General features: G+C 40.4%; 19 protein-coding genes and 1 tRNA gene. 10 read left to right on the top strand and 10 right to left on the bottom strand.

Annotation, left to right across the window (positions count from 1 at the left end; genetic code table 11):
• Positions 1-315: 315 nt before the first annotated feature.
• Entirely contained in the window at positions 316-1,305 is a 990-nt protein-coding gene (locus HMPREF1532_RS12735) for a family 43 glycosylhydrolase (protein WP_005930107.1), read from the top strand.
• A gap of 67 nt (positions 1,306-1,372) precedes the next feature.
• On the top strand, positions 1,373-2,305 hold the full coding sequence (locus HMPREF1532_RS12730; RefSeq protein WP_005930105.1) for a family 43 glycosylhydrolase: 933 nt from the start codon (positions 1,373-1,375) through the stop codon (positions 2,303-2,305).
• 99 nt (positions 2,306-2,404) lie between these two features.
• Here the strand turns inward: HMPREF1532_RS12730 and HMPREF1532_RS12725 are convergent, their stop codons facing one another.
• Both HMPREF1532_RS12725 and HMPREF1532_RS12720 read right to left on the bottom strand, forming a co-directional pair.
• On the bottom strand, positions 2,405-3,547 hold the full coding sequence (locus tag HMPREF1532_RS12725) for an OmpA family protein (protein WP_005930102.1): 1,143 nt from the start codon (positions 3,545-3,547) through the stop codon (positions 2,405-2,407).
• A gap of 798 nt (positions 3,548-4,345) precedes the next feature.
• Positions 4,346-5,890 carry a sulfatase family protein gene (locus HMPREF1532_RS12720; RefSeq protein WP_005930100.1) on the bottom strand — a complete coding sequence of 515 codons (1,545 nt, stop codon included), beginning with the start codon at positions 5,888-5,890 and terminating at the stop codon, positions 4,346-4,348.
• A gap of 223 nt (positions 5,891-6,113) precedes the next feature.
• Here HMPREF1532_RS12720 and fsa point away from each other — a divergent pair, with 223 nt between their 5' ends.
• Together fsa and HMPREF1532_RS12710 are read left to right on the top strand one after the other, a co-directional pair.
• A complete protein-coding gene (gene fsa / locus HMPREF1532_RS12715; RefSeq protein WP_005930098.1) occupies positions 6,114-6,770 on the top strand; it encodes a fructose-6-phosphate aldolase in 657 nt (218 codons plus the stop codon).
• Positions 6,771-6,831: 61 nt separating this feature from the next.
• Complete coding sequence (locus tag HMPREF1532_RS12710; protein ID WP_005930095.1) at positions 6,832-7,998, top strand: mechanosensitive ion channel family protein; 1,167 nt, start codon at positions 6,832-6,834, stop codon at positions 7,996-7,998.
• Between the two features lie 262 nt (positions 7,999-8,260).
• Here the strand turns inward: HMPREF1532_RS12710 and HMPREF1532_RS12705 are convergent, their stop codons facing one another.
• From HMPREF1532_RS12705 to gpmA, 4 genes are all read right to left on the bottom strand, one after another.
• Complete coding sequence (locus HMPREF1532_RS12705; RefSeq protein ID WP_005930093.1) at positions 8,261-12,208, bottom strand: hybrid sensor histidine kinase/response regulator transcription factor; 3,948 nt, start codon at positions 12,206-12,208, stop codon at positions 8,261-8,263.
• A 66-nt stretch (positions 12,209-12,274) separates the two neighbouring features.
• The gene (locus HMPREF1532_RS12700; RefSeq protein ID WP_005930091.1) at positions 12,275-13,726 is read right to left on the bottom strand and encodes an arylsulfatase; all 1,452 of its coding nucleotides are present in this window, start codon (positions 13,724-13,726) and stop codon (positions 12,275-12,277) included.
• A 197-nt stretch (positions 13,727-13,923) separates the two neighbouring features.
• Positions 13,924-14,976: a class I fructose-bisphosphate aldolase gene (locus HMPREF1532_RS12695; RefSeq protein ID WP_005930088.1), complete on the bottom strand. Its 1,053-nt coding sequence runs from the start codon at positions 14,974-14,976 to the stop codon at positions 13,924-13,926.
• Between the two features lie 143 nt (positions 14,977-15,119).
• The gene (gene gpmA, locus HMPREF1532_RS12690; protein WP_005930085.1) at positions 15,120-15,875 is read right to left on the bottom strand and encodes a 2,3-diphosphoglycerate-dependent phosphoglycerate mutase; all 756 of its coding nucleotides are present in this window, start codon (positions 15,873-15,875) and stop codon (positions 15,120-15,122) included.
• Between the two features lie 212 nt (positions 15,876-16,087).
• On the opposite strand from gpmA, the gene HMPREF1532_RS12685 reads away from it, so the two are divergent.
• The gene (locus tag HMPREF1532_RS12685; protein ID WP_187373836.1) at positions 16,088-17,908 is read left to right on the top strand and encodes a PAS domain-containing sensor histidine kinase; all 1,821 of its coding nucleotides are present in this window, start codon (positions 16,088-16,090) and stop codon (positions 17,906-17,908) included.
• A 9-nt stretch (positions 17,909-17,917) separates the two neighbouring features.
• Entirely contained in the window at positions 17,918-18,730 is an 813-nt protein-coding gene (locus HMPREF1532_RS12680) for an alpha/beta hydrolase (RefSeq protein ID WP_005930079.1), read from the top strand.
• Here HMPREF1532_RS12680 and HMPREF1532_RS12675 read toward each other — a convergent pair.
• Genes HMPREF1532_RS12675 through HMPREF1532_RS12660 form a run of 4 tightly spaced genes read right to left on the bottom strand, consistent with a single transcriptional unit; the run spans position 18,698 to position 23,054 of the window.
• Positions 18,698-20,152: an ATP-binding cassette domain-containing protein gene (locus HMPREF1532_RS12675; protein ID WP_005930076.1), complete on the bottom strand. Its 1,455-nt coding sequence runs from the start codon at positions 20,150-20,152 to the stop codon at positions 18,698-18,700. The two genes, HMPREF1532_RS12680 and HMPREF1532_RS12675, sit on opposite strands and share 33 nt — an antisense overlap.
• Before the next feature lies 1 nt (position 20,153).
• Positions 20,154-22,154, bottom strand: a complete 2,001-nt coding sequence (gene pulA, locus HMPREF1532_RS12670) for a type I pullulanase (RefSeq protein ID WP_005930073.1) — start codon at positions 22,152-22,154, stop codon at positions 20,154-20,156.
• Positions 22,155-22,188: 34 nt separating this feature from the next.
• Entirely contained in the window at positions 22,189-22,755 is a 567-nt protein-coding gene (ruvC, locus tag HMPREF1532_RS12665; RefSeq protein WP_005930070.1) for a crossover junction endodeoxyribonuclease RuvC, read from the bottom strand.
• On the bottom strand, positions 22,752-23,054 hold the full coding sequence (locus HMPREF1532_RS12660) for a DUF4286 family protein (RefSeq protein ID WP_005930067.1): 303 nt from the start codon (positions 23,052-23,054) through the stop codon (positions 22,752-22,754). Before HMPREF1532_RS12660 ends, ruvC begins: the two co-directional genes overlap by 4 nt.
• A gap of 113 nt (positions 23,055-23,167) precedes the next feature.
• Between HMPREF1532_RS12660 and HMPREF1532_RS12655 the strand changes: the two genes are divergently transcribed.
• The 4 genes from HMPREF1532_RS12655 (at position 23,168) to HMPREF1532_RS12640 (ending at position 25,304) form a co-directional block, all read left to right on the top strand.
• Positions 23,168-23,241: transfer RNA gene (locus tag HMPREF1532_RS12655), tRNA-Ala, on the top strand.
• A gap of 134 nt (positions 23,242-23,375) precedes the next feature.
• Positions 23,376-24,554, top strand: coding sequence for a tyrosine-type recombinase/integrase (locus tag HMPREF1532_RS12650; protein ID WP_005930065.1), 1,179 nt, complete (start codon positions 23,376-23,378; stop codon positions 24,552-24,554).
• Between the two features lie 90 nt (positions 24,555-24,644).
• Positions 24,645-24,842 carry a hypothetical protein gene (locus HMPREF1532_RS20570; protein WP_005930063.1) on the top strand — a complete coding sequence of 66 codons (198 nt, stop codon included), beginning with the start codon at positions 24,645-24,647 and terminating at the stop codon, positions 24,840-24,842.
• 42 nt (positions 24,843-24,884) lie between these two features.
• Entirely contained in the window at positions 24,885-25,304 is a 420-nt protein-coding gene (locus tag HMPREF1532_RS12640) for a DUF5053 domain-containing protein (protein ID WP_005930061.1), read from the top strand.
• Positions 25,305-25,346: the final 42 nt, after the last annotated feature.

Here is a 25,346-nt window from a genome sequence, read left to right as displayed (position 1 = left end):
ATAAATCTTCAATAAAAAGAATATAGCTTTTCTTATACGAGCATTCCAGAACTGATTATTCCAAATCTATCCACAAGCAACTCACATTGTCTACAATAATCAACATACCTGTCTCACAAAATAACGTAGACGTTCTATACTTCGACTAACGTCCCTATCATAGGACGGATTTTCTACTTTTTGCTTGTTTTTTACAATATTGGAGCATACAAATTGGCTATTTTTGGCCGATAAAGTAATCTGTATGTTCCTTTTTATTTCAATCCAAAGAAGACAAATTTGTACATTCAAAAGAGTACAACAACAATTTATATTATGAAAAAGATATGCTTTTATGCTCTATGCACTTTATTATCAGTTGGGTGCAAAGTCTCTCACCAGTCATCTGAAAATAAAAACAGAAAAAAAGAAAAGACTACTATCGACAGCTTGGCCCCCAATCCTTTTATCAGACACATGTACACGGCCGACCCTTCTGCCCGTGTATGGGATGACGGCCGTCTGTATGTCTATGCATCGCATGACATAGACCCGCCGCAAGGATGTGACCTGATGGACAGGTATCACGTATTTTCTACCAACGACATGGTACACTGGAAAGATCATGGTGAAATATTAAACTCTTCACAAGTGCCGTGGGGACGCAAAGAGGGCGGATTTATGTGGGCACCGGACTGTGCATATAAAGACGGAACGTATTACTTCTACTTTCCGCATCCCAGTGATACGTATACCAATAACAGCTGGAAAATCGGGGTAGCTACCAGTAAAGAACCTGCTGCCAACTTTACGGTTCAAGGATATATCAAAGGAATGGATCCGATGATAGACCCTTTTGTCTTCATCGACGACGACGGACAACCTTATATCTACAATGGCGGAGGAGGTATCTGCAAAGGGGGAAAGCTGAAAGACAATATGATGGAACTGGACGGCGAAATGAAAACAATGGAAGGTCTGGACGATTTCCACGAGGGTACATGGATACATAAGTATAAAGGAAAATATTATCTTTCTTATGCCGATAATCATGATCCGAACAGAAATGACGGCATGGATGGCTACAACTGTATGCGTTATGCTATCAGCGACCACCCTTTAGGACCGTGGAAATACATGGGCATTTACATGGAACCTTCCGACTGTTTTACCAATCAAGGCTCTATCGTGGAATATAAGGGAGAATGGTTCGCTTTTTATCATACAACCTCCTTATCTAAAAATCCGGCATTGCGTTCTATTTGTGTAGACAGATTGTATCACAACGAAGACGGTACTATCCGGATGGTAAAACAACGTAAATGAAATTAATGATAATCCGGCAAATACATATTTTTATATCTGCCAAAACAAAACTATTACATCTATATTTATGAAAAAGTATCTTTATGCCGCATGTGCTCTATTATTAGCGGGATGCATGGGTTCTACTCCTCAAAATCCCTTTATCACACACATGTACACAGCCGACCCTTCTGCCCACGTTTGGAACGACGGTCGTCTGTATGTCTACGCTTCGCATGATATAGCTCCGCCACGGGGTTGTAACCTAATGGACAGATATCATGTGTTTTCTACCGACGACATGGTGCATTGGACGGATCATGGTGAAATTCTGAATTCTTCTCAGGTACCTTGGGGACGTAAAGAAGGCGGATTCATGTGGGCACCGGATTGTGCCTACAAAGACGGCACGTATTACTTTTATTTCCCCCACCCCAGCGATACGGACTGGAACGGAAGTTGGAAAATCGGAGTAGCCACCAGCAAAGAACCTGCCGCAAACTTCACCGTACAAGGATATATCAAAGGAATGGATTCGCTGATAGATCCTTGTGTCTTTATGGATGATGACGGCCAGGCATATATCTACAATGGCGGTGGCGGTATTTGTAAGGGAGGCAAACTGAAAGATAATATGATGGAACTGGATGGAGAAATGAAAGTCATGGAAGGTCTGGTAGACTTTCATGAAGCCACATGGATACATAAATATAAAGGAAAATACTACCTTTCCTATTCTGACAACCATAACGACGACTGGAACGATGGCGTAGAAGGAGACAACCGCATGCATTACGCCATTAGTGACAGCCCTTTAGGTCCTTGGAAGCATATGGGTGTTTATATGGATCCTACAGACAGTGCTACCAATCACGGTTCTATCGTAGAATATAAAGGGCAATGGTATGCTTTTTATCACAACAGTGCTTTGTCACATCACGATTGGTTGCGCTCAATATGTGTCGATAAACTGTATTATAACGAAGACGGTACCATCCGCATGGTAGAACAACGCAAATAAAAATTTCAAGAAGATAATACAATAAATTTCCCCCTCTTATTCTGCTTCAATAGAAGTAGAGCAAGAGGGGGAAATCATATATGAAAAGGAGTAAAACGCTTACTTGGATTCGTCAATCGTACAGATGCTCACACGGTTCCAATCCGGATCTGTAAACATGTCTCCGATACCTTGTCCTTCGGCACTAACCCGTGTAGAATCAATCTTGTACTTTTTCACCAAAATAGATTCGACAGCTTCAGCACGTGCTTTTGCCAGTTTCTTATTGAATTCAAGATTTCCTTCCGGTGAAGCATATCCTTTAATGATCACATTAGCATCCGGATGTTTCTTCAGATAAGAAGCAATTCGTTCCACATTAGGCAATTGAGAAGCATCAACAACCGATTTTCCCTGCCTGAATGTGATCACAGACTCCGGAATCCGATCCGTCTTAATTACTGTTTCAACAGGAACAACCTTATTGCGGCAAGCATCCAGCTCGCTTTGCAGTTCGTTCACCTGACGCGTGGTAGTTGCCAATTGACTATCCTTACTACCTACCTGTGAGCGAAGATTATTGATAGAAGAGTTCAATTCGGCTATTTCCGCAGCATTATAAGGTTTGACTGTAGTAAAATGATGGGTTCCGTTACTGGTTTTAAAATGGTATGCCAATCCGGCTGTCAGTTCAAAAGCGGCATTATTGGCATTAAAGCGGCTTTTTGCCGTATTAAAATCGCCTTGCATATCATATACTATAGCAGGTTTCACTCCCAAAGTCCATGCTTTAGATTCGCCAAGGTTGAAATTCAAATTCAATCCGAGACGAGTAGACCACGAATTTTCATCTCCAGGACCATTCATATAGTAATGAAGCCAACCGATACCGGCAACCGCTTCAATCTCAAACAGCCGGGGAGTTCCCTGATAGCCTGCAAACAAGTTCATCAAGTTGACTTTACCTAACAGACTGACATCAGAAGCGTCAAAAGCCGTTTTACTCTGAGTAGTATTCACATATCCCATACCCTGAAGGCCGAAACCGAAAACAGGAGTTAATTGTTTCGCTACTCCAAATCCAAAAGCCGGACGGGCGTTCTTAAAGAATGCGCTATGAGTCAAAGGAGTCGTTGCACCGGCATTGATTCCTATAGACCAGTTATCACCAAATTTAGTTCCTTGAAGAGCAGTCTGGTCGTTTTGGGCACTTGCAGTAAATGCTCCCAATACAAAAGCAGATACAATAATAAATTTTTTCATAATTAAAATGTGTTAAGTTGGTTATACAATAAATATATCATACATTCCCTAAATGGGATTTTTATTTTGAGAGTAAAGGTCAAATGCTTACACAGCATATATTCAATGACTGAATCTATTAATAGATTTTAATTCTATATTTTCATAAAGCTACATGAATTAATAAATTTAGCATTCAAAACTTTAGAAAACGAATAATTTATTTCATTTTATAAATCTTACTCTCCGTTTTATTCGATTTTTAAAACCGAAGTAGAACTCGCTTTCATTTTAAACAACATAATATATCAAATTTTAGTTCAGAGTTTGAAAGTGAAATTAACAACTATTTAGTTTTAAGAAATATAAACTCCACCCCATACACCTGCCACAGCATCATTAGAGAAATAACAACAAGAAGTATGATATAATAATAATCTACGCTTTTCAAAATTTTGAATCGGATAAATAGTATAGTCAGTCAACTGGATTGCAATAGTTTAATATAAAAAATAGGTTCTTTTTTTGTGAAACAGAATTTTATTGATAGAAACAACATTCTACCCATAATTGTCTATTAATCAACTTTAGTAATATTCTCATCCAATATTTATATTCCATATCAGAAAGTCTAATAGAATATAACAAACTGATAATCAACACTTATAAGAGTATAGACATTTGTGTATAAAAAGTATAGACATTTGATATGTAAGAGTATATACTCTTATATAATAAGAATATACACTCTTACATTTTAGAAACAAGGTTAACAAAAATCCGTTTTATAAACACGTATTATCAGCAACAAAGGTAATATCAATACAACGGCAATCCGTACCGTCCGTCAACTACCTTTTCCAATTCGGCACTCAACTGTTGCACACGTTTGGGCTGTTCTTTCGCCAAATTATTCTTTTCACCGGCATCTTTTTTCAAATCATACAATTGTGGTTCCATACTGTTTCCCAACTCAATATTCACCTGCTTATTATAAGCCGGCCCCCGACCGGGACGAACATACTTCCAACGACCATCTGTAATGGAAAGATTATTTTGTGCATTTTGCAGAACCAGATAATCACGCCCTTTCTTCTCTTTCCCCATCCAAGCCATTTTCATCGGGCGGCTATCCGGTGCCGCACCCTCGGGAAGAGACTGATTCAACATTTGTGCAAAAGTAGCAAACCAGTCAATCTGACAAAGTAATGCATCGGACACTCCGGGCTTAATTTGTCCCGGCCATCTCCAAATGCAAGGAACACGAGTGCCGGCTTCATAGATACTATATTTACCACCGCGATACTTACCACCGGGTTTATGATCACCCAACAGTTCGACTGCCTGATCTTTATAACCATCATCTACAACCGGACCATTGTCGCTGGAGATAATGACCAACGTATTTTTGTCTAATCCCAGTCGTTCAAGCGCATTCAACACCTCTCCTACGCTCCAGTCAAACTCCAACAAACAATCACCACGAGGCCCCATACCACTCTTACCAACAAACTGTGCTCCGGGAACACGGGGAACATGCGCATCTTGCGTAGCAAAATAAAGGAAGAACGGGCGATCTTTATGTGTTTCGATAAAAGATACAGCCTTATCGGTCAAGGTTTCGGCTATCTTATCATCTTTCCAAAGTGCCGACTTACCGCCTTTCATAAAACCGATACGGGAAATTCCATTGACAATACTCATATCATGTCCGTGAGAAGGATGCATAACCAACAATTCGGGATTGTCCTTTCCGGTAGGCTCCCCGGGAAAATTCTTTTTATAGCTGACCTGAATAGGATCGGCCGGATCAAGGTTGATCACTTGGTCATTTTCTACAAATACACAAGGAACACGGTCGCCGGTGGCAGCCATAATAAAGGAATAGTCAAAACCAATATCGTTGGTACCCGGTTTCAACGGTTTATTCCAATCTTGTTCACCACCTTTATCTCCCAACCCTAAGTGCCATTTACCTACTACAGCAGTAGTATAACCGGCTTGCTTGAACATATCCGGCATAGTATAGCGATCCGGACGAATAATAGAACCGGCATCACCGTCGGCAATACCCGTACCGGCTTTACGCCAAGCGTATTCTCCCGTAAGCATGGCATAACGGGAAGGAGTACTTGTTGCAGCCGCACTGTGTGCATTAGTAAATCGCACGCCTTGTGCTGCCGCACGGTCTACATTGGGAGTATGAATCGTATTCGCACCATTGCAACTGAAATCACCGAAACCGATGTCATCGGCATAGATAAAAACCACGTTCGGACGCTGTTCTCCTTTCTCTTGCGCAACGGCATTTTGAACGAGACAGGGAGTAATAACTAAGGGAAGTACAAAATAATTTTTTTTCATGATAAGTTAATATTAGATTCCGGAACAAATATCGTCATTTATGAGAACATACACACCCTGCATCAGTCAATATTTTTACCGCACAAGCAAAAAATAGACATTTACGAACATCCGGTAGACAATATTGGAAACAAAAAATGGAGAATATCTGATAATCTTGCAAATGGATAAACAAATACTTACCTTTGGACGTTAGATAGTTAACCACTAAAATTTAGAAGTTATGAAATTTTTTATCGACACAGCTAATTTGGAGCAGATACGCGAGGCATATGCACTCGGTGTGCTCGACGGAGTTACTACCAATCCTTCACTTATGGCCAAAGAAGGCATCAAAGGAACCGAAAACCAACGTAAACATTATGTAGAAATATGTAATATCGTGGGAGGTGACGTAAGTGCCGAGGTGATAGCTACCGATTATGAAGGCATGATTCGGGAAGGTGAAGAACTTGCCGCATTAAATCCGCATATCGTAGTAAAGGTACCATGCATTGCCGATGGCATCAAAGCTATTAAATATTTCACGGAAAAAGGTATCCGTACCAACTGTACCTTGGTATTTTCTGCCGGGCAGGCTTTACTGGCTGCTAAAGCGGGAGCTACCTATGTGTCTCCTTTCGTAGGTCGTCTGGATGATATTTGTGAAGACGGTGTAGGGCTCGTTGCCGATATCGTACGCATGTACCGTTATTATAATTACAAGACACAAGTATTGGCAGCCTCTATCCGCAACACCAAGCACATCATGGAATGCGTAGAAGCCGGAGCCGATGTAGCTACTTGTCCGTTAAGCGCCATTAAGGGACTACTAAACCACCCGCTTACAGAATCCGGATTGAAAAAATTCCTGGAAGACTACAAAAAAGTAAACGGATGAAAATCCGGATGAAACAATTTCCTAAGTCTGCCGTTATACTTATAAAAAACAAGATATAATTATGGACTTAGGAAATTGGATGAACAAGATCCTCATCGGATGGGGAATAGACCCGAAAATAGCCAACACGTTTGATGAGGCCATTATTGCTATCTTAATGATCTGCATCGCGGTAGGGCTCGATTACCTTTGCCAGGCCATTCTGGTAGGTGGAATGAGAAAATATACCAAACACTCCCCACACGTATGGAATACATTATTAATGAAACGACGCGTATTCCATAATCTGATACATACGATTCCCGGCATATTGGTATATATACTATTACCAATCGCTTTTGTACGCGGAAAAGAACTGTTGCTTATTTCTCAGAAGATATGTGCCGTTTACATCATCCTGTCCTTGCTGCTTGCCATCAACGGAGTACTGCTGATGATATTGGACGTATATTCGGAAAAAGCCAAGGCAAAGAACCATCCGATGAAAGGATTTATACAGGTTCTGCAAGTTCTTCTTTTCTTTGTAGGAGGCATCATCATGATTGCCATTCTCGTGAACAAATCGCCGGCAAGTCTGTTTGCCGGTTTGGGGGCTTCGGCAGCCGTTCTGATGTTAGTATTCAAAGATTCCATTTTAGGATTTGTGGCAGGTATACAATTATCAGCCAATGACATGGTACGGTTAGGAGACTGGGTTACAATCCCTTCGAGCAACGCTAATGGTATAGTACAGGAAATTACATTGAATACGGTCAAAATTCAAAACTTCGATAACACGATTTCTACTATTCCTCCTTACAGTCTCGTAAACAACTCTTTCCAGAATTGGCGCGGAATGGTGGAATCGGGTGGACGGAGAGTCATGAAGAATATCACTCTCGACCTTACCACACTAAAATTCTGTACCCCCGAAATGCTGGATACTTTTCGGAAAGAAATCCCTTTACTGGCCGATTACCAACCGGAAGAAGGAGTGATACCGACCAACTCGCAAGTGTATCGTGTCTACATAGAACGTTACTTATGCAGTCTGCCTGTAGTAAACCAAGATCTTGACTTGATAATCAGCCAAAAAGAAGCTACCGAATATGGCGTACCTATCCAAGTTTATTTCTTCTCCCGAAACAAAATATGGAAGGAATACGAACGTATTCAGTCCGATATCTTCGACCATCTATTTGCCATGGTACCCAAATTTGATTTGAAAGTATATCAGTATTCAGACTGAAATGAAATTAGTAGTCAAGTAGTTAAGTAGTCAAGTAGTAAGTAGCAGGTAGCAAGTAATCAAGTAGTCAAGTAGTAAGTAGTCAAGTAGTAAGTAGCAGGTAGTAAATAGCCTAATAACAAGCTATCAAATAACAAGTAGTCCATTAATAATAAATGACTAAATAACAAGTAACATGAAAAAATCAGAAATAAGTCTATCCTACTTGACTACTGAACTACTTACTACTGAACTACTTACTACTTAACTACTCAATTACTTACTACTTAGCCACTTGACTACTCTTCTCCCTATACTTCGTCGGCGTTTCTCCCGTATACTGCTTAAATAAAGTGCTGAAGTAACGCGATGTAGTGAATCCACAGCGTTCTGCTATTTCGGTAAAATTCAAATTGGTAGTGGTAATAAGCAGTATTGCCTTTTCTATTCTAAGTTTATTGATATAATCATTGACTCCCACATCCGTCAGTGCTTTTAACTTATTATAAAGTGTAGCACGACTCATACCGATCTCTCTACAAAGGAAAGCAACATCCAACTCGGAATCGGACAGATGATCGGTAATGATTTTGTTCAGCTTCAGAAGAAAAGTCTCGTCTGCCTGACTGAATGTACTGTCTTCGGGTGCCGGCAACAATCCGGCATTCAGATAGCGTGCCTTTGTCTGTTCGCGATTACGCAAACGGCTACGAATAAGTTCGAGTAGCATTTCCTCTTCGAACGGTTTGGTCAAATACCCGTCCGCACCGATTTTATATCCCTGCAACTGGCTTTGCTCATCGTCACGCGCGGTAAGCAGGATAACCGGAATATGACTGACGGCAATATCCTCTTTTATCTGCTTACAAAGTTCATAACCGTTCATACGCGGCATCATTACATCACTGACAATAATATCCGGTTGATATTTCCGAAGAAGCTCCAAAGCCTCTACCCCATCTGCGGCAGCATATATTTGCTTAAATTTATCTTTCAACATATCCCGCAGAAAATCAACCAAATCCTGATTATCATCAACAACCAATAGAGAATAGTTACTCATGACAAAAGCATTTGTATCCGGAATGTTTTCTCCACCACTATCAGTGATCAGTTCATTCAGATAAGCTTTGGGCTCACAAAGTACCTCTTCCGATATGGCTTGTAAAGGAAGCTCAAAAAAGAAAGTGGCACCCACCGTTTCGTTATCTCTGGCACCAATATTTCCCCCATGTAATTCGGCCAAAATCTTGGAATAAGACAATCCGATACCCGAGCCGTTACGCTGCTCACCGTTTCCCTGATAAAAACGGGTAAAGAGTTTATTTACATCTACCTGTTGCAATCCACAACCCTGATCGGAAACCGATATGCGAACGCGTTGCTCTTCTGACAATAGTTTGGTAATAATGGTTATTCCTGTTCCTTCCGGACTGTGCTTCAGTGCATTAATCAACAAGTTAGTCAGAATAATTTCACACTTATCCCTGTCAAAACTAACCTCTTCGATCTGTTCGTCCAACTGATAATTAATCTCCACATTCTTCGCTTCAGCCTCACCGACAAAGTCTGCCGAAACCTCCAGTACCCAATCATTTAATCGCTGCGGATAAATCTGCAATTTACTCACTCCGACTTCCATCTTACGTAGATCGAGTACCATATTGAGCAAATCTCTCATACGCTGTGATTGTCTGTAAATACTTTTAAGAGGTACGAAATTGGAGTCCGTAGGAGATAAAGTTTTCAAGATACGATTGAGGGGCGCATGTATCAAAGTCAACGGAGTACGAAGTTCATGACTGATGTTAATCAAAAAACGCACTTTCTCTTCATACATCTGTTTCTCATGCTCTTTCATCGCCCACTTCAGTTTATTTTCTTTACGACGCAAAGTGACCAGAAAAGTCTGTATGATGGCTCCGGATACAATCAAGACACAACACATTATAAACCACCACGTTTTATACCACGGCGGCAAAATAGTAAGACTCAAAACCTGCTGTAAGGGAGTCCAGTTACCATCTTTCGTACTACATGAAGCCATGATCCGGTAATTTCCGGGAGGTAACGAACGGACAATCAGTTCCGGGCTATAAGAATCAATATATTGCTCATTCAAACCGGCAATCTGGTAACGATAAATTTTTTGGCGGAAAATGTCTTTCTCACAAGACATAACACGAATAGCAATCGACTTACTACTCCAAGGCACAGAGATACCGATAGGTTCCGCACTTAAAGCGTCATTCACCGATTCACCATTGATAAGTACATCCGTCAATTGCATCTGCGGGTATTCCGAACTTTCTATCGGCAAATTTCTATCAATGCGCAATAACCCCTTAATACCTCCCATATAGATATCACCCTTAGTAGAAACCAACTTAGGCTTAGATAGATATTCATTTATCAAAACCCCGTCCGACTCTCCGAAAAGAACAAATCTTTTTTCATTGATGAGCCATGCAAACAGCATCTGATCCGTTCCGATCCACACTTTTCCTTTCCGGTCGCATACAATAGAGATTATTTCATCAAAAAGCGTCGTAGGCAAATGCTGATATTCATGATTCACAGGATTGTAACTACTCAGCCCCCGATTGCTGCCAATCCAAAAAACACCACGCTCATCACGCGAAACCGAATTGATAAGCGTATCCCTGCCACAAGTAAATACGGCATGCAACTTATTCGTAGAGTGATCCAATGCATAAATCCGATGAAGATCGCAAAAATAACTCGTCCGCGAGCCCAAAGAAACCGGAAGAATCGTACCGACAAAATCCTCTCCCTCTTCTTCCTTTATCACGTCGACCTTACCGGAAGCAATATCATACCTATAAATATGAGAACCAAGCAATAAGACAGAACCAGGCACCATCTGATAAACATTCACAGTTCGCCCGCTATATCGGATGAGATTGTTTATCTCTTCATTATCAACAACCAACGGAGTAAGATTTCCCGTTGATTTATTAAAGATAAACAGACCTTTGGAAAAAAGCGATAATAACAATTCATTAGAAGTAAAACCGGTAATCGATGCTACTTTGGTTTTCCATGTAGCCTGATAATGCCGGAATTTTTCCGTCCCTGGATTTAATCTGTTCAAGCCGCCTCCATCGGTACCAATCCAGATATCTCCGGATACAGAATCCTGATATAAACTCAGGACTGTGTTATCACTCAATCCGGCATCGTTTCCCGGTACTGCATCCGTATAAGTCTTCATCGATATTTCACGGATATTAATGAGTCCGCCACGGATGCTGCCTGCCCACATATTATTATTAACGTCATTGTGCAAGCATAAAATAGAATTTACAGGCAAAGAATAATTGTTTCCGGGGATATGCTCCAAAACGGATATTTCTTGGGTCTCGGGATCCAATACATTAATCCCGCCACCGTCAGTACCGATCCATATATGCCCGTCCCTTTCGGCCATACATAAAACGACATCATTATTCAACTGAGAATTCCGAGTGGTATAAGAAGCCAGCAAGGCACCGTCTTTTGCAAAACACCGGATGCCGTTATTGTATGGAGCAACCCACACACGTTGTCGGGAATCTATCATGATCTCCATGATTTCTTTTCCACAATCAAAAGGAGGAGGCGACACTTCTCCGGTACGAAGATTAAGTAACAATACCCCTTGCCAACGGCTGGCACAAAGTACTGTTTCTGCATTCCACATGCCAATAAAAGATATGGAGAATTGCGCGTCAGAGGCAAAATCCCGGACAAGGACAAAAGAATCATCCTTATAACTGTAAAAATAAATTTTATTACGTGCACCGAACAAGATTCCCTGACTGGTGCGACAGGAAGCATTTACAATTATATTTTGATTGTTATTGTTTTTAATGACATCAAAATCATCACTTCTGCGCCGATAGCGGGCAATACCTTTATCGGTCATAATCCAGATATTATGCAAACTGTCTTCCACAATCTGATGAATATGATTGTGAGGCAGTGAATTCGGATTATCAGACTGATACGTATATCGTTTCAGCTCATGTCCGTCGAAACGTCCTAACCCGCTTCTCGTCCCGATCCACACAAATCCTTTCTTTTCGGCATAAATACACCTGACCGTAGAAGGCAACCCTTCTTTCAAGGAGATTTGTTTAAAATAATAATGGCTGGCTTTTAAGTGATTACAACATAAAAGCAGACCTACTATCCAACAAAAAAGACGGAGGCAATTGACTATTTTCATAATAAGATTCGTATGTGACCGGGAGCAAAAATAGTTTTTTCTTTTTCTATTACCAAAAAAAGAATCTTAAAAGAGAGGCCAGTTCGGATCGTCTACATGTGCTTCTTTCATGATATTTTTTAACTCTTCCACCTTTTCGGGATACTGACTTAAAACATTGTGCTTTTCCGAAGGATCAGCAGCCAGATTGTAAAGTTCATAATAAGGTTTATCACCGCGTATATTCATATGAACAAGTTTCCATGAACCCTTGCGAACAGCTTGGCGACCATTTAATTCCTGAAATTCGAAATACAGGTATTCATGTTCTTTTTGACCTTTCCGGTTCTCAAGCAAAGGAAGCATACTTACACCATCCATCTCTCGAAGGTCGGCTTTAGGACGTAACATTTCTTCAAAAGTAGGCATCAGATCCCAGAAAGAACACATAAAATCGGTTTCCGTACCGGATTGTACATGTCCCGGCCAGGACACAATCATGGGAACCCGGATTCCTCCCTCATACAGATCGCGCTTATAGCCACGCCAGATACCGTTGCTGTTGAAAAAATCGGGATCGGCTCCTCCTTCCTGATGAGGGCCATTGTCACTTGCAAAAATAATAAGAGTATTCTCGTACATTCCTTTTTCTTTCAATTTCTGGACCAATTGTCCTACATATACATCGAGTCGATAAATCATCGCAGCGAATGTAGCACGTGGATTCAACTGAGTGCAATATCCTCCTTTACGGAAAGCAGGACTTCCAGGTTCAAACCCTTTGTATGGAACCTCCGGAAATTTACCGCGAAATTTTTTAATAATGCTATCTTCGGGAACAATCAGTTCAGCATGCGGAATAATGGTCGGATAAAATAAGAAAAACGGTTCTTCCTGCTTCCTGGCATCCAAGAAAGAAAGTGCTTTAGAATGAATCAAATCCTGAGAATAGGTTCCCTTGCCATACTCCACCTCCAATACATTATCTTTCAGCTCGATACGTTGATCATTTTCCCATAAATGATCGGGATAATAACTATGCGCTAACAATTGACAATTATAACCATAGAAATAATCGATTCCCTGCTTATTAGGATCACCCGTAGAGCCGATAAAACCTAATCCCCATTTACCAAAAGCAGCAGTTTTATATCCGGCATCTTTAAACAGGTGGAAAATGGTACGTGCATCGGCCGGCAGAGGAAATTGTCCTTCGGGATCAAGCTCCTTATTTCCACGAATAGCTGTGTGCCCACTATGGGTACCGGTCAGAAGGCAAGAACGTGAAGGGGCACTAACCGTAGTCCCCGAATAGCATTGCGTAAAACGCATTCCGTTTTGTGCCAACTGATCGATGTTGGGAGTATCGAACTTCTCTTGCCCGTAACAGCTCAAATCACCGTAGCCCAAGTCATCGGCCAGAATAAAAACAATATTAGGCCGTTGAGGAGTTTTTGATTTCTTCTTTTGGGCAAAACCGGATTGAACACTGACAAGACCGATAAACAAAGCACCACTATACAAGATTCTCTTTTTCATAACATTTTATATAAGATTACGGCACAAAGATAAAGTTTTCAAATAAGAATATGATTTTATATTAGTACAAAGAATGTAAAAGAATCTATTTTCATTACTATCCATTTTATCATATCCATTGCAAAAAAACAGAAAGGTCACAGAGCCCTATTAAACAATACGCTCTGTGACCTTTGTATCACACGTGTCAAATGGAATCAGGCGATCGTAACAGCCGGATCCAAATAAACATCCTGAATGGCATTCAGCAATTCCACACCTTTATTCATTGGCTTCTGGAAAGCTTTACGCCCACTAATCAATCCCATGCCACCGGCACGCTTATTGACAACGGCCGTAACCACAGCATCTCTTAAATCGGAAGCACCGTGAGACTCACCGCCGGAATTTATCAATCCGACACGGCCCATATAGCCATTAGCCACTTGATAACGGCAAAGGTCGATCGGATGTTCCGAAGTCAGTTGTGTGTACATACGCTCATCTGTTTTACCGAAACCGATAGCCTTGAAGCCACCATTATTCGTAGGAAGTTTCTGCTTTACGATATCCGCCTTGATAGTTACCCCAAGTCGGTCGGCCTGCCCGGTAAGGTCGGCAGCTGCATGATAATCCACACCGTCTTTCTTGAAATCGTTATTACGTAGATAACACCATAAAATAGTCGCCATACCGAGCTCATGAGCATAATCAAAAGCCTCGGCTATCTCTACCAACTGCCTACGGCTCTGCTCGGAACCGAAATAAATGGTAGCACCTACGGCAACCGCTCCCATCTCCCATGCTTCTTTCACCGTACCAAACATCACCTGATCATACGAATTGGGATAGCTTAATAATTCATTGTGATTCAGTTTCACCACAAAAGGAATCTTGTGAGCATATTTACGTGCCACAGAACCGAGAATACCAAAAGTAGATGCAACAGCATTACACCCTCCTTCAATAGCCAATTTTACAATGTTTTCCGGATCGAAATAAATTGGATTCGGAGCAAAAGAAGCACCGGCAGTATGCTCGATATCCTGATCGACAGGAAGAATGGAAACATAACCGGTATTTGCCAAACGACCGTGTCCCAGAATCGTCTGCAAACTACGTAAAGTCTGTATGTTACGGTCGGAATCAATCCAAATACGGTCTATCGTATCCGAAGAAGGCACGTGAATAAGTGACTTATCAATGGTTTTGCAAGTATGGTCAAGATAATAAGCTGCCTTATCACCTAATAAATCTGTTATTTTACTCATAATGTTATTGTTTTTAATAATTAATAATAGTTGGAAGTTAGGAGTTGGAAGTTAGGAGTTGGAAGCTGGAAGTTAAGAGCTGACAATAAGTAGTCAAAAGTTTGTTGATCAATAACGCCAACATGCTGCATAGCTTCTAACTCCTAACTCCCAACTTCTCTCTTCCCCTGATTAGCCACAGCTTCCATCAGTTTCTTTATTTCTTCCGGGTCTCCCAAAAAGTAATCGTTCACCAGATTGAGATCGTCATCGAATTCAAAGACATAAGGAACGGCCGTAGGCAAATTAAGGTTGACGATATCCTCGTCAGAAATATGTTTTAAATGTTTAATAATTCCCCGTAAACTATTTCCATGGGCTACGACAAGTAATTGGTCTGCAGTCTTTAAATTCGGAAAAATAATACATTTCCAATAAGGCATAATCCGGTCGATTGTCTCCTTCAGGGATTCTGTACGAGGTAATTCTGCATCAGGCACCTCTTTATAACGAACTTCAAAGCGTGGATTGCGCGAATCATCTTCTGACAATGCATGAGGCGCTACATCATAACTACGACGCCACACTAACACCCGTTCATCTCCATATTGGGCAGCAGTTTCAGTTTTGTTCAATCCCTGCAACGCACCATAATGTTTTTCATTCAAACGCCAAGTTTTCTCAACCGGAATCCAATCCTGATCCAATTTATCCAAAGCACAATTCAAAGTCTTCACCGCTCGTTTCAAATAAGAAGTGTACGCTTTATCAAAATTAAAGCCATTTTCTTTCAACAATTCACCCGCCTTATTAGCTTCAGCAATCCCTTTTTCAGTCAAATCAACATCTGTCCATCCCGTAAAACGATTTTCTTTATTCCATGCACTCTCGCCGTGGCGGAGCAAAACAATCTTTTTCATTTCTTATAATCTCCTTTCCGTTTTAATATAGAACATTTTTGACGAGAACAAAGTTCATACGAAAGATGGGAGTTATCAATACCTAAAAATACTGATTTATTGCTCTTTTTTCAATCTAAATCATTATTTTTACACCATAAACAATCTTTAATCAAAAAAATACGACTTTGAATACTAACAGACAATCAGACGATAAGTTTATTTTCAAGTTAATGAACAAAGCGAATATGGGATGGTGGGAAGCAGATATAAAAACCGAGCGCTATATTTGTTCCGAATTCATCTCTGATTTACTGGGGCTCGATGAGGACGGAACCATCAGCTTCAAAGATTTCAATGCACGCATATTGAAAGAAGATCAACATCATACCACTGTCTCTTCTTTTAATGAATTACAACAAACAACTGAAGAAGTATATTTACTCGACACCCCCAAAGGCGGAGTGTGGATACGTAGCAAGATATGTTTTCAGGAAACAGACAATGAAGGAAATATAAAAGTATACGGTATCGCCGAAGCACAGGATGGTCCTAATACGACCACAGCCTATCAGGCACTTCAACATAGTGAACGTATTTTACACAACATCTATAAGAATCTTCCGGTAGGAATCGAACTATATAATAAGGACGGATATCTGATCGACCTTAACAAGAAAGATATGGATATGTTTCATATTACCAATAAAGATCAGATATTAGGAGTCAATATCTTCGATAACCCGGTATTCTCTGATGAACTAAAAGAAAAGTTGAGAAACCATGAAGATGCTGACATAGCCCTTCGATACGACTTCTCCAAACTAAACGGATATTATAAGTCGCAACAGCTTCAAGGCATAATGGATTTAATGATAAAAGTAACCACTCTATACGACAATAATGAACAACCGATTAATTATTTATTGATCAATGTAGACAAAACAGAAAGTACAGTTGCATACAATAAAATACAGGAATTTAAAAGTTTCTTCGACTTGGTTGGTGACTACGCCAAAGTAGGTTATGCCCATTTTGACGGTCTCAGCCGGGATGGCTATGCATTAAAAAGCTGGTTCCGCAATGTAGGAGAAAAAGAAGGTACTCCCCTTACAGATATCATCGGTATTCATTCTCATTTTCATCCGGAAGACCGTGTGGTAATGATTGATTTTCTCGACAAAGTGGTAAAAGGTACTGCTTCCAAACTATGCCGGGACGTCCGTATCCGCAGGGAAGACGGGCATTATACCTGGACACGGATCAATGTTCTTGTCAGAAGTTATCGTCCGCAAGACAATATCATAGAAATGCTTTGTATTAATTTCGACATTACCGAACTAAAAGATACCGAATTGAAACTGATCGACGCCAAAGAAAGGGCAGAAGAATCCGATCGGTTAAAATCAGCTTTTCTTGCTAATATGAGTCATGAAATACGGACTCCTCTTAATGCCATTGTCGGTTTTTCAAGTATGATGCAGGAGACAAACGATCCAGAAGAAAGAAAGCAATATGCCGATATTGTAGAAGAAAACAACCGATTATTGCTACAATTGATTTCGGATATTCTGGATCTGTCTAAAATAGAAGCCGGAACTTTCGACATAAACCCGAAAGAGATGGAAGCACGACAACTTTGCACCGATCTGGTAAATTCATTTCAAGGAAAAGCAAAAACGGGTGTGGAGATACTTCTTGCACCCGACCTTCCGGAATTATATCTCGTCAGTGATAAAAACAGACTGAACCAAGTATTGATAAATTTCATAACCAATGCCATAAAATTCACTTTTCAAGGAAATATCACCATCGGATATGAAGTAAGGGAAAAAGAAGTGAAATTTTATGTAAAAGACACAGGAACCGGGATAGAGCCGGAAATGCAAAAAGATGTCTTTAAACGTTTTGTCAAACTCAATAGCTTCATCCCGGGCACAGGACTGGGACTTTCCATCTGTGAGAATATCGTCACACAATTGAACGGACAGATCGGTCTTGAATCAGAACCCGGTAAAGGGTCTTATTTCTGGTTTACTCATCCTTTAAGTTAGTAAAATAGAATGAATCCATACTCAGAATCCCAAAAGCCGGAATTTTGTCCGGTCAAGAACACCGACACGATTGTTATCTTTATACATGGTATTATGGAAGGACCGGCACAGTTCAAGGATCTAATGAAACTGACAATACAGCACGGCTATTCGGCTGTTTCCTTGTTATTACCGGGACACGGCGGGACCGGTAAAGATTTTGCCCGTAGTAGCGGAGACCAGTGGATCGATTATACACGTACCCAAATAAATTTATATAAACAACAATATGACAAGATTATCCTCGTCGGCCACTCTATGGGAACATTACTTTCTTTTATCGCCTATGCAGAAAATCCCGGGCAAATAACAGGAATTGTAGCCATAGATTCGCCACTGCATGTCAGTGTAAAGTGGCTGGCCATTAAAAACAACCTTAAAATAGGATTTTCTAAAAAGATATCGGAAAATGATCCGGCTCAGGCATTGCTTCACGCAAGTAGTGTAGCTCCCTGTTCGCTTTTCACCTATCTCACATGGGCACCGAGAATAATAGATTTATTCCGATTGATGAAGCAGACAAGAAAGCTGCTACACTGCGTAGCCGTACCTACTTTAGTGATTCATGCAGATAAAGACGAACTGGTCAGCAGTTCCAGCGTAAGAGTATTCCAACGTACGATATCCACAAAATATCTTCAATTGATCCGGTTGCCGGAATCCACTCATTTCGTATATGGAGAAGAGGACCTAAAAACCTGCCACAAAGCATACTGCGATTTTTTGAATTCCCGATCCACTGCCTACTCCTTATCTATTCCTCCGCAAAAAAAGACGGTCTGAAATGACATCCGGTAATTCCGACTCGTAGTGTGTCACCATAATCATCGTTTTATCTTGCCGCCGGCAAAAGGCTTCAATCACTTTCTTTACTCTCCGGCGATTGAATGTATCCAATCCATGAAGAGGTTCATCAAGAATCAGCAGTTCCGGATCTTTCACAAATGCACGGGCCAACAGAGCCAAACGCTGCTCCCCACTGGATAACTGAAGAAACGGTTTATCCTTCAAAGAAGCAATTCCAAAAACGTCCATCCACCATTCACATACCGCCATCTGTTCCTGATGCGGACGTTTGTACAGTCCAATGCTGTCGTGCAGACCACTGGCAACAATCTCGATAGCAGGCAGATTCTTCAAATAAGCGCGATGCATTTCCGGACTGACATAGCCGATATGTTTCTTTATTTCCCAAATACTTTCACCCGTTCCTCGTTTACGCCCGAACAAACTGATATCACAAGCATAAGATTGAGGATTATCGGCACAAACCAAGCTAAGCAGGGTGGATTTTCCGGCACCATTCTCTCCGCTCAATGCCCATTTTTCGCCCCGACGGACTGTCCAATCAAGTTCTTTAAGAATAGTACGATCGCCATAACGGATACTGACTTTATTGAGTTTTACGACCTCCTCCGAACTATAATTCGTATCACTATACGGCAAATCGGCAATACGCTGCTGCAGTTCTGCAAATGATTCTTCTACAACATTTTCACGATATTTTATCAAATACTCTTCACGAGGTATTTTATCATAAACCGTCAGATGATCGACTGGAATGACATGAGTTATAAACGAGGGTACATCGTCCATCATCGAAAGTATCAAAACGATTTGTACAGAAGACATTTTCGTAAGACGTTCGAGTAATGTGAAAAGTAATTCACGCGTAGGAGCATCCAAACCGATAAAAGGATTATCCATTATAAGCACACGCGGAGAAGTAAGCAATGTTTTCGTCAATTGAAATTTCCGCAACTCTCCGCTGGAAAGCAAAATGATCTTTTTATCCAGCATCGGTTCTATTCGAAACAATTCAAAGAGTTCCTCTTTTAATGCCGGGTCTTTTATCTCACCCAACATTTCACGGACTTCGGGCGCATCATCCTGATCATGTGCATTCCAACGTTGCTGATAATAATAGTTCGCATCTGCCGCCCCATAAGTATCACGAAAAGCGATATATTTCACATTATCATATACGGTATTGGTAGAAGACGGTGAAAAGTCATACGTCAACGTCCCCTCTTTCAGTGGGTATTTTCCAAGAAGCGTATCCACAAACAAACTCTTTCCACCACCGTTTGGCCCTACGATAGCAATATGCTCACCTGCCTCCAAAGTTGCCGTTACAGGCTGTGCCAAACGCACAAGCGGGTTGCGTGCTACGCCCCCCGCTATACTTACGATATTTTGTCTCATTTTATTTTTTATACATTATCAATGCCGATTGTGCAGGAATAGAAACTTCCGGCCCATAAACCGTTCCCAAGCCACGGCTGTCGATCACACCATCTTTGCAAACAACCGTGTATTTACCTTCTGGAACTGCCAGTTTAGCTAAAGCATCACGCGAGTTATATACAACGATTATATCTTTCCATGTGTCCCCGTTCGCATTATCTTTCAAGCGGAATGCTATTAGGTTGTTACCTTCCACAGGTAGGAATTCCAAGTGTTCACGCACTTTCTCCGCGTCCCCCATACGGAAAGCCGGATGCGATTTACGCAAATCTATTAATCGCTTATAGTAAATAAATACATCATTGTTCGTGGTTTTGCGTTTCCAATCGATGGCATTGATAGAATCCGGGCTTTCGTAACTGTTGTGCACTCCTTTTTTATCACGCATCACCTCTTCACCTGCCTGAATAAACGGCACTCCCTGAGAAGTAAAAACCACTGTTTGAGCCAATTTATCCAATCTCACCAATTGCTCCGGTGTAAGTGTAGGGATACTTGTCTTCAAACGATCCACCAGACACATATCATCGTGACAAGACACATAACTTATCATCTGTGTAGGCTGCAATGCCCAAGGAGCTTTACTATAATTCACCGAATCGTAATTAACCTGCGGATGCTGAATCGCTCCCACAATACCAAACTTAAGGCTCTCCTCACTACCGGGCAATCCTGCCAGAAACGCTCCTTTATGATTGTTGCTGAAAGGCCCTCTTAAACCATCACGCAGTTCATCAGAAAATGCGGCAATCCCCGGCATCTCATGAGTATTGGCTTTCATAGCCAACGAATCAGCCGGATATTGCGGAGCTTCCGCAGCCCATCCTTCTCCGTAGATATAAATAGTAGGATCCACCTTATCCACCGCCTTACGGATTTCATTCATTGTCTCGATATCATGAATACCCATCAAGTCGAAACGAAATCCGTCAATATGATATTCATTCATCCAATAAAGCACCGACTCAATCATATACTTACGCATCATCGGACGATCGCTCGCCGTTTCATTACCACAAGCAGAGCCGTTTGCCAATGTTCCGTCTTCCTTATGGCGATAGAAATATCCCGGCGCCGTACGCTCAAAATTACTATCAGTGGTATTGAATGTATGATTATACACTACATCAAGCACCACCCGTATACCCGCCTTATGTAACGCTTGCACCATCTGTTTAAACTCTTTGATACGCGCCACAGGATTATAGGGATCGGTAGAGTAAGATCCGTCCGGCACATTGTAATTCTGAGGATCATATCCCCAGTTGTATTTATTTTCATTCAACTTAGTTTCATCCACAGAAGCATAGTCATAAGAGGGCAGCAAATGTACATGTGTCACTCCCAGTTCGACCAAATGATCGATACCTGTCGATAATCTATCCGGATTTAAAGTTCCGTGCTCCGTTAATGCCAAGAATTTTCCTTTGTTTTTAATGCCCGAAGCAGAATCTATCGAAAAGTCGCGATGATGCATTTCATAAAGAATAATGTCAGCAGGAGATTTAAGCTCCGGACGTACATCTGTCTCCCAACCTTCCGGATCAGTAGTCTTCAGGTCAATAACGGCTGCCCGTTTGCCATTCACACCTACTGCTTTTGCATTGATGCCCGGAGTATCACCAAGCCATTTATCGTTTACTTTTACATTAAAAGTATAGAATTTTCCTACCAAATCCTTATCAACCGTTGTTGCCCACGTACCTTCCTCTCCCAACACCATCGGTATCGTTTCATAGGCATGTCCGCCCTCTCCGGTTTCGAACAACATTAATCGGACTTCGTCTGCCGTAGGTGCCCAAAGCGAAAACTTTGTAGTCGCAGGCGTATACTCCATCTCTGTCAGGCTTCCCGAACGGACGGGATATAATTCATAAGATGCATATTCTTTTCTTGCTGGTGTACAACTCATCACTGTTGCTGTCGTCACTCCTATTATAGCCAGATAGTTTAACTTCATAGCATTTCTTTTTATTTCAAATTCACTTTATTATTCACCTCACTTTATCCGGATTCTTGGCTATAAAATCTTTCCAACCATGATATCCTTTCTCTATCGTAGGACGCCCCATTTGAAGAAAATGACAATAGGCTGCCGCCAATCCATCTGTAGCATCCATGAAAACAGGCATTTCCTCTTTCGCCAAGTGTAACATACGTTGCAACATATCGGCCACTTGCTCTTTCGATGCTTGCCCATTTCCCGTAATCGCCATCTTAATTTTCAAAGGAGCATATTCGGTTATCGGAATATCCCTGCTCAACGCCACCGCCATTGCTACCCCCTGTGCACGTCCCAATTTCAGCATGGACTGAACGTTCTTGCCAAAAAAAGGTGCCTCAATTGCCAATTCATCCGGTAGATAACTTTCGATTATACCCAATACCCGTTCATGAATATGTCTCAATTTCAAATAATGATCACCGAATTTACGCAAATCGATAATTCCCATGGCAATCATTTCAGGCTTTGTTCCCGTCACCCGCAGCACCCCATATCCCATAATGGTAGTCCCCGGATCGATCCCCAGAATTATCTTCTCTTTTACCGGCTGTATCACTCCATAACCTCCATCAATGTCGGAAACCCGACTACCTTATCTTTAAATATTTTCGATAATTCTCCATTCAACTTCACACCTTGTTCCAGATGCCACCTGTGTAATACCCCGCTACTCTCCACCTCCCACTGCAAAGAATAAGAAGTACCATCTTCTCTATGGCTTAACACCCGGCACATACGCGGTGATTTTAACGCTCCATGTTTTTTTATTTCAGGAATATAACACTCTTTAATCCATATCAGGAAGTTATCATGAATCTCGTCATCTACTTGAAATGTCGTATTATAGATAAGCATATTTCTTTTTTTTGTTATTATTTACCGCAAACATAGCAATTATTTCAGAATAATGCATTATATTTGCACCACGAAAATGGAACAAAGCCTGCAAACGTTGGCATAATACATTTGGGGGGTTAGCTCATCTGGCTAGAGCGCGACACTGGCAGTGTCGAGGTGATCGGTTCGAGTCCGATACTCTCCACAGATTAAAAATCGCTCCTACAGTATGTTATAACGTACTTTCTAAATTCTTCCAAATTTCGTTTTGGATAAAAAAAAGACAAATTCTGCCACTTTTGGCATTAATAACTTGTCGAAAACTTATCCAAAACAATTATGACAACTCTCAAAATTGCCGTTGTTCCAGCTAAGATGCTGAAAAGCGGAAAACACAAAATCAGAATCGCAATTGGGCACAAACAAGAAACAAGATACCTTGTTACCCGATTCACTATTGACAATTTATCTTATTTCAAAGACGGGCAAGTTGTAGGAACAGCAAATGCTTCGAGTATAAATATGAAATTAAGGAATATCCTTAATTCATATCAAGAAGCACTCGACCGAATAAATACTCAATCATATACTTGTAAACAACTCATCGAATACTTGTCAACCGTTAAACAAGGTACTACAAGTTTTAATACTGCATCCAACGAATTCATAATCAATATGGAAAATGAAGGCAGAAAAAGCACAGCCGCACTATATCGTAGAACCTGTAATTATTTTAATGAGTTTATAAAGTATGATATTATGTTAGATGGTATTACTCCACGTACCATAAAAGATTTCGACATCTACATGAATAAGGAAAGAAATCTAAATCCTGTCACAAGAGGGACACATATGGCTCATTTAAAGGCAATAATCAATCAAGCAATACGAGATAAAAAAGCGGCTTATGAAACACATCCTTTTGAATATTACGAAAAACCGGCAGGAAGTGTACGAGAGCTTGATATCACCGTTGAAGAAGTAAAAATGATTAGAGATTCAACCCCAAAAGAAAAATCTCTAAGAATGGCTCGTGACCTCTTTATGCTATCCTATTATCTTGGAGGTATTAATCTCATAGACCTCATGCAATTTAATTTTAAAAACAAGGATACAATTGAATACATACGAGAAAAATCTAAGAACACTAAAAAAGGTGATAAAAAAGTAAGTCTTACTATACCGGACGAAGCAAAACCGATTATCAAAGAATGGATCAGTAAAAGTGGGAAACTTAACTTTGGGTATAAATACACATATGATAATTTCAGAAAGTATGTCACAAAAGAAATAGGGCGCCTTGCCGAAAAAATAGGTATCGAATCACACGTAGTATACTATTCAGCACGAAAGAGCTTTGTACAACACGGTTTCGAGCTTGGAATAAATCTTGAAACATTAGAATATTGTATCGGTCAAAGCATGAAAATGAATCGTCCTATTTTTAATTATGTAAAGATAATGCGAAAACACGCTGATCAAGCTATTAGAAAAATACTTGATAATCTGAAAAAATAAGCAGCATCCTATAAAATAAATCATAAAACGCTTGCATAATATACAAATGTATATTATATTTGCATTGTCAAATTAAACGCATAAATAAAAATGAGTAATGAAAAAGATTATCTAATTAGCTTGCTAATGAAAAACAAAGCACAACTAAAAATGCTTGATTTCATCTTCGAAAACAACAGCAATGCAGATGAAGAAAAAATGAACGCAATCCTTGATGAGAAACTAAGAGTTGAAAAAAACATCGGGAACATTGAGAAAGCGTTAAAAGAGTTAGAAAAACAAAAGTAAAAAATGCCTCCCAGCAATGGGAGGTTCTAAAAACATAAAATTATGAAAACGTTAAAAGATGAATTAAAAGAACTTCAAATACTTCTCAATAATCCGACTCCGGAAAATGAGATGTTATATCAAAAAAAGTTTATTGAAATAAAAAACAAATTTTCTTCTAAAGAAGATGCTAATATTATAGCAGACTTCATTTTAAATGGATACAAACAAATAGACGAAGGATTAAAAGAAATAGAAAAAGAAATAAGCATACGCCAGCAATTGGAAGAAGTAAAGGAAGTTATTTCTTTATCGTACATAGCAAAGAAATATTTCGGTAAATCTCGCCAGTGGTTAAATAATCGGATTAACGGTTGTATAGTAAACGGCAAGCCATGTAAATTCAGCGAAGAAGAAAAAGAAAAATTAAATTACGCTCTTTCAGACGTAAGTAAGTTATTAGGCTCAATTCGCATTCTCTAATGCGTTTATTTGACACCGCCCCGCAATTGAGTCGTTGCGGGG

This window comes from Bacteroides salyersiae WAL 10018 = DSM 18765 = JCM 12988 (assembly GCF_000381365.1).
In the GTDB taxonomy this organism is placed as follows: Bacteria; Bacteroidota; Bacteroidia; order Bacteroidales; family Bacteroidaceae; genus Bacteroides; species Bacteroides salyersiae.
Note: the sequence above shows the minus strand (reverse complement) of the source record. Positions and strands in the feature narration are given on the sequence as shown.

Coding starts and splice junctions, on each gene's coding strand:
- HMPREF1532_RS12710 (WP_005930095.1), top strand. CDS start 6,832: ATGGACTTAGGAAATTGGATGAACAAGATCCTCATCGGATGGGGAATA.
- HMPREF1532_RS12695 (WP_005930088.1), bottom strand. CDS start 14,976: ATGAGTAAAATAACAGATTTATTAGGTGATAAGGCAGCTTATTATCTT.
- HMPREF1532_RS12650 (WP_005930065.1), top strand. CDS start 23,376: ATGACAACTCTCAAAATTGCCGTTGTTCCAGCTAAGATGCTGAAAAGC.
- HMPREF1532_RS12705 (WP_005930093.1), bottom strand. CDS start 12,208: ATGAAAATAGTCAATTGCCTCCGTCTTTTTTGTTGGATAGTAGGTCTG.
- HMPREF1532_RS12675 (WP_005930076.1), bottom strand. CDS start 20,152: ATGAGACAAAATATCGTAAGTATAGCGGGGGGCGTAGCACGCAACCCG.
- HMPREF1532_RS12730 (WP_005930105.1), top strand. CDS start 1,373: ATGAAAAAGTATCTTTATGCCGCATGTGCTCTATTATTAGCGGGATGC.
- gpmA (WP_005930085.1), bottom strand. CDS start 15,875: ATGAAAAAGATTGTTTTGCTCCGCCACGGCGAGAGTGCATGGAATAAA.
- HMPREF1532_RS12700 (WP_005930091.1), bottom strand. CDS start 13,726: ATGAAAAAGAGAATCTTGTATAGTGGTGCTTTGTTTATCGGTCTTGTC.
- pulA (WP_005930073.1), bottom strand. CDS start 22,154: ATGAAGTTAAACTATCTGGCTATAATAGGAGTGACGACAGCAACAGTG.
- HMPREF1532_RS12660 (WP_005930067.1), bottom strand. CDS start 23,054: ATGCTTATCTATAATACGACATTTCAAGTAGATGACGAGATTCATGAT.
- HMPREF1532_RS12720 (WP_005930100.1), bottom strand. CDS start 5,890: ATGAAAAAAAATTATTTTGTACTTCCCTTAGTTATTACTCCCTGTCTC.
- HMPREF1532_RS12680 (WP_005930079.1), top strand. CDS start 17,918: ATGAATCCATACTCAGAATCCCAAAAGCCGGAATTTTGTCCGGTCAAG.
- fsa (WP_005930098.1), top strand. CDS start 6,114: ATGAAATTTTTTATCGACACAGCTAATTTGGAGCAGATACGCGAGGCA.
- HMPREF1532_RS20570 (WP_005930063.1), top strand. CDS start 24,645: ATGAGTAATGAAAAAGATTATCTAATTAGCTTGCTAATGAAAAACAAA.
- HMPREF1532_RS12725 (WP_005930102.1), bottom strand. CDS start 3,547: ATGAAAAAATTTATTATTGTATCTGCTTTTGTATTGGGAGCATTTACT.
- HMPREF1532_RS12685 (WP_187373836.1), top strand. CDS start 16,088: ATGAACAAAGCGAATATGGGATGGTGGGAAGCAGATATAAAAACCGAG.
- HMPREF1532_RS12735 (WP_005930107.1), top strand. CDS start 316: ATGAAAAAGATATGCTTTTATGCTCTATGCACTTTATTATCAGTTGGG.
- HMPREF1532_RS12640 (WP_005930061.1), top strand. CDS start 24,885: ATGAAAACGTTAAAAGATGAATTAAAAGAACTTCAAATACTTCTCAAT.